6 protein-coding genes and 1 pseudogene are annotated in these 5,440 nt (G+C 67.9%); 1 reads left to right on the top strand and 6 read right to left on the bottom strand.

The features are described 5' to 3' along the window. Positions 1-110: 110 nt before the first annotated feature. Positions 111-626 (bottom strand): GNAT family N-acetyltransferase, encoded by a 516-nt coding sequence (locus J7E91_RS35265; RefSeq protein ID WP_214911501.1) that lies wholly within the window; start codon positions 624-626, stop codon positions 111-113. A 246-nt stretch (positions 627-872) separates the two neighbouring features. On the opposite strand from J7E91_RS35265, the gene J7E91_RS35270 reads away from it, so the two are divergent. Continuing rightward, positions 873-1,802 carry an IS5 family transposase gene (locus J7E91_RS35270; protein ID WP_251016751.1) on the top strand — a complete coding sequence of 310 codons (930 nt, stop codon included), beginning with the start codon at positions 873-875 and terminating at the stop codon, positions 1,800-1,802. A gap of 14 nt (positions 1,803-1,816) precedes the next feature. Here the strand turns inward: J7E91_RS35270 and J7E91_RS35275 are convergent. The 5 genes and pseudogenes from J7E91_RS35275 to J7E91_RS35295 form a co-directional block, all read right to left on the bottom strand. Then, positions 1,817-2,161, bottom strand: a pseudogene (locus J7E91_RS35275) (SAM-dependent methyltransferase); the annotation flags it as partial. A gap of 26 nt (positions 2,162-2,187) precedes the next feature. Continuing rightward, positions 2,188-2,730, bottom strand: coding sequence for a GNAT family N-acetyltransferase (locus tag J7E91_RS35280; RefSeq protein ID WP_214911505.1), 543 nt, complete (start codon positions 2,728-2,730; stop codon positions 2,188-2,190). A 270-nt stretch (positions 2,731-3,000) separates the two neighbouring features. Then, the gene (locus tag J7E91_RS35285; protein WP_214911507.1) at positions 3,001-3,519 is read right to left on the bottom strand and encodes a hypothetical protein; all 519 of its coding nucleotides are present in this window, start codon (positions 3,517-3,519) and stop codon (positions 3,001-3,003) included. A 521-nt stretch (positions 3,520-4,040) separates the two neighbouring features. Next, positions 4,041-4,673 carry a DUF305 domain-containing protein gene (locus tag J7E91_RS35290; protein WP_214911509.1) on the bottom strand — a complete coding sequence of 211 codons (633 nt, stop codon included), beginning with the start codon at positions 4,671-4,673 and terminating at the stop codon, positions 4,041-4,043. An 85-nt stretch (positions 4,674-4,758) separates the two neighbouring features. Then, on the bottom strand, positions 4,759-5,178 hold the full coding sequence (locus J7E91_RS35295; protein ID WP_214911511.1) for a DUF6153 family protein: 420 nt from the start codon (positions 5,176-5,178) through the stop codon (positions 4,759-4,761). Between the last annotated feature and the right edge of the window lie 262 nt (positions 5,179-5,440).

Here is a 5,440-nt window from a genome sequence, read left to right on the forward strand (position 1 = left end):
CGAAAGCGGAATCCAGCACTAGGTCCCGTCTCTCCGATCATGCTGGTAGCCCGGGAATGCAGCGATCACGATGGGGTCCCGGAGGACATTGCTTCCAGGACCCCACGCGATCAGCGCAGATCGCGGTCCGGGATCGCGATTCTGAACTTGGCTACGTTCTCCCCGGCCGCCCAGCGGTGGAAGCCGGCCTTCTCCAAGACTCGGACTGAGGCCGGGTTCGACAGTTCCACGTCGGCGGACACGGTGTGGACTTCTGGCGCGGTGAGGGCGAAGTCGGCGAGGGCCTGGGCGGCCTCGGGGGCATAACCTCGGCCACGTCGGGAGGCCACGATGCCGTAGCCGATCTCAAGGACCCCCTCGGTGGGCGGCCAGAACAGGCCGATGGAGCCCACCACCAGGCCGCTGTCGCGCTCGATGACCAGACGGTGGCCGTAGGCGCCGAGCCAGTCGGGGTACTGGTCGAAGAGGCCCGCGACCACGCGATCGCCTTCGGCGGGAAAGTCGTCCGCCCAGTGCGGGGGCCGGGTGCCGTCGAGGACCGCGGTGGCCTCGCTCCTGGTCCAGGGCCGCAGGACGAGGCGCTTGGTGACCACGTCGGCGTGGACGGGTGAAGAAGAGGAAGACATGTGTCTCTCCTGGTCGTTGGAACGACCGGCCGTGCTTTGTTATCGCACGGGCCGGACGAGGGCAGGCTGATGACGGCCAACGGCAGCCATATTCATCAACCTCCTCATCCCGAGATCACACGTCTGTCGCGCTGGCGTGAGCGTAGTAACCCCTCCTGGCCAGGGCAACTCATTTCCGGGCTGCTGACCGGGGCCTCCGCTCGATGAAGGTCGTATCCCTTCGCATGGCGGCTCGTTGCTCTGATCATGCTCAGCAGAGGGGATCTCAGCGACGACGAGTGGGCGGTCCTGGAACCGCTGCTGCCCAAGGGCAACAACCGGTGCGGCCGGTGGCGGGATCACCGCCAGGTGATCAACGGGATCATCCACCGGCTCGGCACCGGCTGCCAGTGGCGCGAGCTACCCGAACGCTTCGGCCCGTGGCAGACCGTCCACAAACGCCACATGCTGTGGTCGGCCGACGGCACCTGGGAGAAGCTGCTTCAACACGTCCAGGCCGTCGCCGACGGGAAACATCGACTGGAATATCAACATCGACTCCACCTCGATCCGCGCCCACCAGCACGCCGCCGGGGCCCCGAAAGACCCGCCGCCGGCAACGCCTGGTGGCTCAAAAAGGGCCGCACAAAGATCAGTTCACGTGCAGGCGCACATGCGCCCGCGCCCGTTCCCGGCGGGGGCGGTGCTCCAGGCGAAGCCCTCGGACGCTCGCGCGGCGGCCTGACCTGCAAGCTCCACCTGAGTGCGGACGGCAAGTGCCGGCCGCTCTCCTTGGTCATCACTCCGGGGCAGCGGGCGGACTGCACCCAATTCGAGCGGGTCATGGACATCCGCGTCCCCCGGCTCGGCGTCGACAGGCCACAACGGGTACCGGACAGCGTCGGCGTCGACAAGGCAAACAGCAACGGCGTGATCCGCGCCTACCTGCGGCGACGCGGTATCCGACACGTGATCCCGGAGAAGAGCGACACCAAGAAGGCACGCCGGCGCAGAGGTTCACGTGGCGGCCGACCCGCCTACTTCGACAAGATCCGGTACAAAGCCAGGAACACCGTCGAGCGGGCGATCAACAGAATCAAGCACTTCCGGGCCGTCGCCACCCGCTACGACAAGCGCGGATACGTCTTCCTCGGCACCGTCACCGCCGCCGCACTTCTCATCTGGCTCCGCTCGTGACCGAAGACAGCCTCGGGGTTCTGGTCGAGCCAGCAGCGGAGGTTGAACCACTGCGCCCCCTGGTACCGGTCCCAGCTGTCCTGGTCGGCCAGCACCATCTCCACGACGTCGTACCCGAGGTCGACGAAGTGCCCGATCAGCTCCGGCCGCATCCGCAAGTCGGCTCTGCTGCTGGCGTGGCAGCCCTCGACGACGTCCTGGTTCGGTGGTGCCCACAGCCAGTACGGCCCACCGACCAACATGAGGCCGCCTAAGCGGAGGCTGCGGCCCAGCAGCTCGACGGTGCAGGCCACGCCGCCCCCGATCCAGGTCGCGCCGATACACGCGGCGAGATCGACCGGCTCGTCCGCGACGTATCCGGGGTCGAGTGCCTGCGGGTAGCCCCTCAGACCTCGGGGTCGCGCAGGCCGACGCAGTCAAAGGCCCAAAAGACCTCGGAGTAGACGAAGGTGCCCGTCATCCACGGCTCGTGGGCGGACAACCGGGCGACCTGGAAGGCGGCTTCAGGAATACGCAGCGATGGCGGCCGGAAGCCCAGCGCGCCGGCACCTTCGAAGCCGCGCTTGCCGTAGTAGTGCGGTGAACCCTCCAGGAACACCAACGGCACGCCCTGGCTGTCGGCCGCCGAGAGGGCATGCGCGACGAGCTGAGTACCGATGCCCTGACGCTGGAACTCCGGGACCACGCTCAGCGGTGACAAGGACAGGACGTCCACGATCCGGCGTGGAGCGTCCAACCGCGTCGCGCTCAGCAGAACATGCCCGACGACCCGGTCATCAACGGTGGCAACGAAGGACATCGGCGCCAACGCGGCCTCCGCCACGCGAAGTGCCTCCACGAGCCCGGGAACCCGCTCGTTGTCACTGAAGGCGCGCGTATGAACCTCGCGCACCTCTCGGTGATCGTCAGCGGTCTCCTGCCGGATCACCGGCCAGGCACCACCGGGAGCGGTCCGGGAGCCTTCAGGCGCATCGTGTGACGTCATGGCCGCGAGGGTAGATCGCGAGGCGGCACGTACGCGAGGCAATTTCGCACCAGGCCGTTACCGCTGCCTCGTCTCGTACGACACCCGGCTTCATCGCCGTACGGGGGAGTAGTGCTGCCAGGTGCCAGGTATGGCTGCGGTGTTATCCGCACATGAGGCAGCGGACGCCACGTCGACGGCATGTCCCTCTGATCGTGATCGGAGAGACAGAACCTAGTGGTTATCGCCGGACTCGTGGTCTGCGCGGTGCAGCACCTTCCAGCTACGGCCCCCGTCCTTGGACTCGTACACCGTGTCGACGGCGTCGGCAGCCAGCAGATGCATGGGGCTCACGGCGGTCAGCAGGGTGGGCTTCGCCCCGCTGGGGAGGCTGCCTCGGGGCCCCCAAGCACGGCCGTCACGGCTGCCCAGGACCTTCCCATCCGGCCCGAGGGCAACCCATGCGTCGGAAGCCGGGCGTTCAATCACGGCCAGGTCTGGCGCTCCTGGCGCCGAACGGAAGGTACGGCCACCGTCACCGCTGAACACCAGGCCGTTCGCTGTGGTGGCCCACACCTCCTGAGGTGCACTCGCGTGGGCGGCCAGATCACCGATGGGCAGACGGGCGCGGCGGTCCCAGGTGCGGCCTTGGTCGCTGCTGGCCCACACCTTCGAGGTCTGGCTGTCAAAGCCGTAAAGCACCTGGCCGGCTTGTTGGAGGGAATGGAAGTCAGCCTCGCCCTCGGCCGACACGGTCGTCCAAGTCTTGGCGGCATCGGTGCTGCGGATCAGCCCCAGGTGCGGCGAGGTGGCAGTGCGGTCGGCGAGCGAGGGATGTCCGCTGGGCCAGGAAGGTGCCAGGGCCGCTGATGATGAAGCCCATGGTGTCCTGGTAGCGGTCGGCGACGCGTATCGCTTCGATCCCTGTCAGACGGAAGACGCCCATGTGCCCGGCGGCGTAGACGGTCCCGTCAGCCGGGTCGACACCCAGCCCATGCAGGTGCCCGGTCCCCGGGTCAGGCGCCGCGGAGGTTTCACTGGTCGAGTCGTCGCTGGTAGAGCTGCCGCCGCATGCCGTCAGAAGCAGCACACCGCAGGCGAGGAGGGCCGCGGCTGCCCGCCGAGGCCGGCAAGAAGACAGCACAAAGAAACGTGTGATCATCACGAGGTCCAAGCTGATCGTCGAAGAGGCCGGGCCACGGAACGCAGCACAGCGTGCCAGAGCCACATCGCGGGGGCGGCTGGTAGCCGCGCCCGCGATGTGGCTCGTACGGTCAGCTCTTGCCGAGCAGCTTGTTCATGCGCTCAATCTCGGCGCTCTGCGAGGCGATGATGGTGCCGGCCATGTCCTTGGCGGGCTTGTAGGCACCGTCGGACTGCTCGGTCTTCGCCATCGCGACCGCGCCTTCGTGATGCTTGACCATCATCTCGAGGAACGCGGTATCGAACGCCTTGCCGGAGGACTTCTCCAGCTTGTCCATCTCTTCGGGCGTCATCATCCCGGACATGGAGTGCCCCGCGTGCTCTCCCGACGCGTCCTCCTTGGGGACTTCCTCGCCCCAGGAGGTCAGCCACCCGGACAGGGTCTTGATCTCCGGGTCCTGCGCCTTCTTGATCTCCGCGGCCAGCTTCTTGACCTCGGCGGACGCGGCCCGCGTCTCCGCCAGCTCGGCCATCTCCACCGCCTGCCGGTGGTGTGGGATCATCCCCTTCGCGAAGGCGACGTCGGCGGTGTTCTGCGTGCCTTCCTTGGCAGAGGCTGAGGCGCTGGGCGAGGAGGTCTTGTCGTGGCCGTCGTGGCCGGCCGAGCTGTCATTTCCCCCACCGCAGGCGGCGAGGACGACGGCAGCGGTGGCCGCGGCTGCCACAGCGGCTGCACGGCGGACGAGGGAACGGTGTGCGGTCATGGTGGTGCAACTCCTGTAAGTGCGCGCAATCAGACATGGCTCTCAACGGCGACACGACCAAAGGAGTCGGGCCAACCGGGTTCGCCTATATGCGCAGGAGTTGCAATTCGCTCAAGGCGGGCGGATCCCGCCCGCTCAGCGTCGCCGCAGGGAGGAGTGCGGGTACGTCGTCCGCAGTTGAGCAGGGGCCCCTCGCGGTCAGAGCCAGCGCAGGGAGTACGGGCGCTCCGCTCGTACCGCTGGCAGCACACGTGGCGTCGGCATGCTCGGCGTGTCGGCCGGCGCCACCCTCGTCATGGCCGATGTGGACGCAGTCCTCACACGTGGCTGCGCCCGCATGTGACGGGGCCGCGACCGTGATCGCATGATGGGCATCCACATCCGGCTCCGGGACAATAGGCCCCAGACCGTGCATGGCCACTACACCCGCGAGCACGGCCAGCACGAGCAGCACGTACGCCCGCACCCCATGGGGCCGGGTCGCGCGCCACACCTGCTGACTCATGCCCGCATCCTAATCGGCGCCCTGCGGATCCGCTGACGCGCCGGTCACATCCGGCAGGCACGATCCGGCGAAGAGCTCAGCCACGCGACTCCGGCACGGGCGGAGTGCCAGAAGAACGAGAGCCCTGCCGGTGCTTCCTTGTCCTCGAAGACCCCCCTGAGCCGCCGCGGCGGACAACGGTGCCCACGCCGGACGCTGCACGCCGCCGTAGCGCGCCGGGCGACGAAGCCCCGCCGGAGCGCTTCGGTTCTAGTGGTCGTCG

It is taken from the genome of Streptomyces sp. ISL-99, assembly GCF_018614005.1.
Classification (GTDB): domain Bacteria; phylum Actinomycetota; class Actinomycetes; order Streptomycetales; family Streptomycetaceae; genus Streptomyces; species Streptomyces flavidovirens.

Coding starts and splice junctions, on each gene's coding strand:
- J7E91_RS35295 (WP_214911511.1), bottom strand. CDS start 5,178: ATGAGTCAGCAGGTGTGGCGCGCGACCCGGCCCCATGGGGTGCGGGCG.
- J7E91_RS35290 (WP_214911509.1), bottom strand. CDS start 4,673: ATGACCGCACACCGTTCCCTCGTCCGCCGTGCAGCCGCTGTGGCAGCC.
- J7E91_RS35270 (WP_251016751.1), top strand. CDS start 873: ATGCTCAGCAGAGGGGATCTCAGCGACGACGAGTGGGCGGTCCTGGAA.
- J7E91_RS35265 (WP_214911501.1), bottom strand. CDS start 626: ATGTCTTCCTCTTCTTCACCCGTCCACGCCGACGTGGTCACCAAGCGC.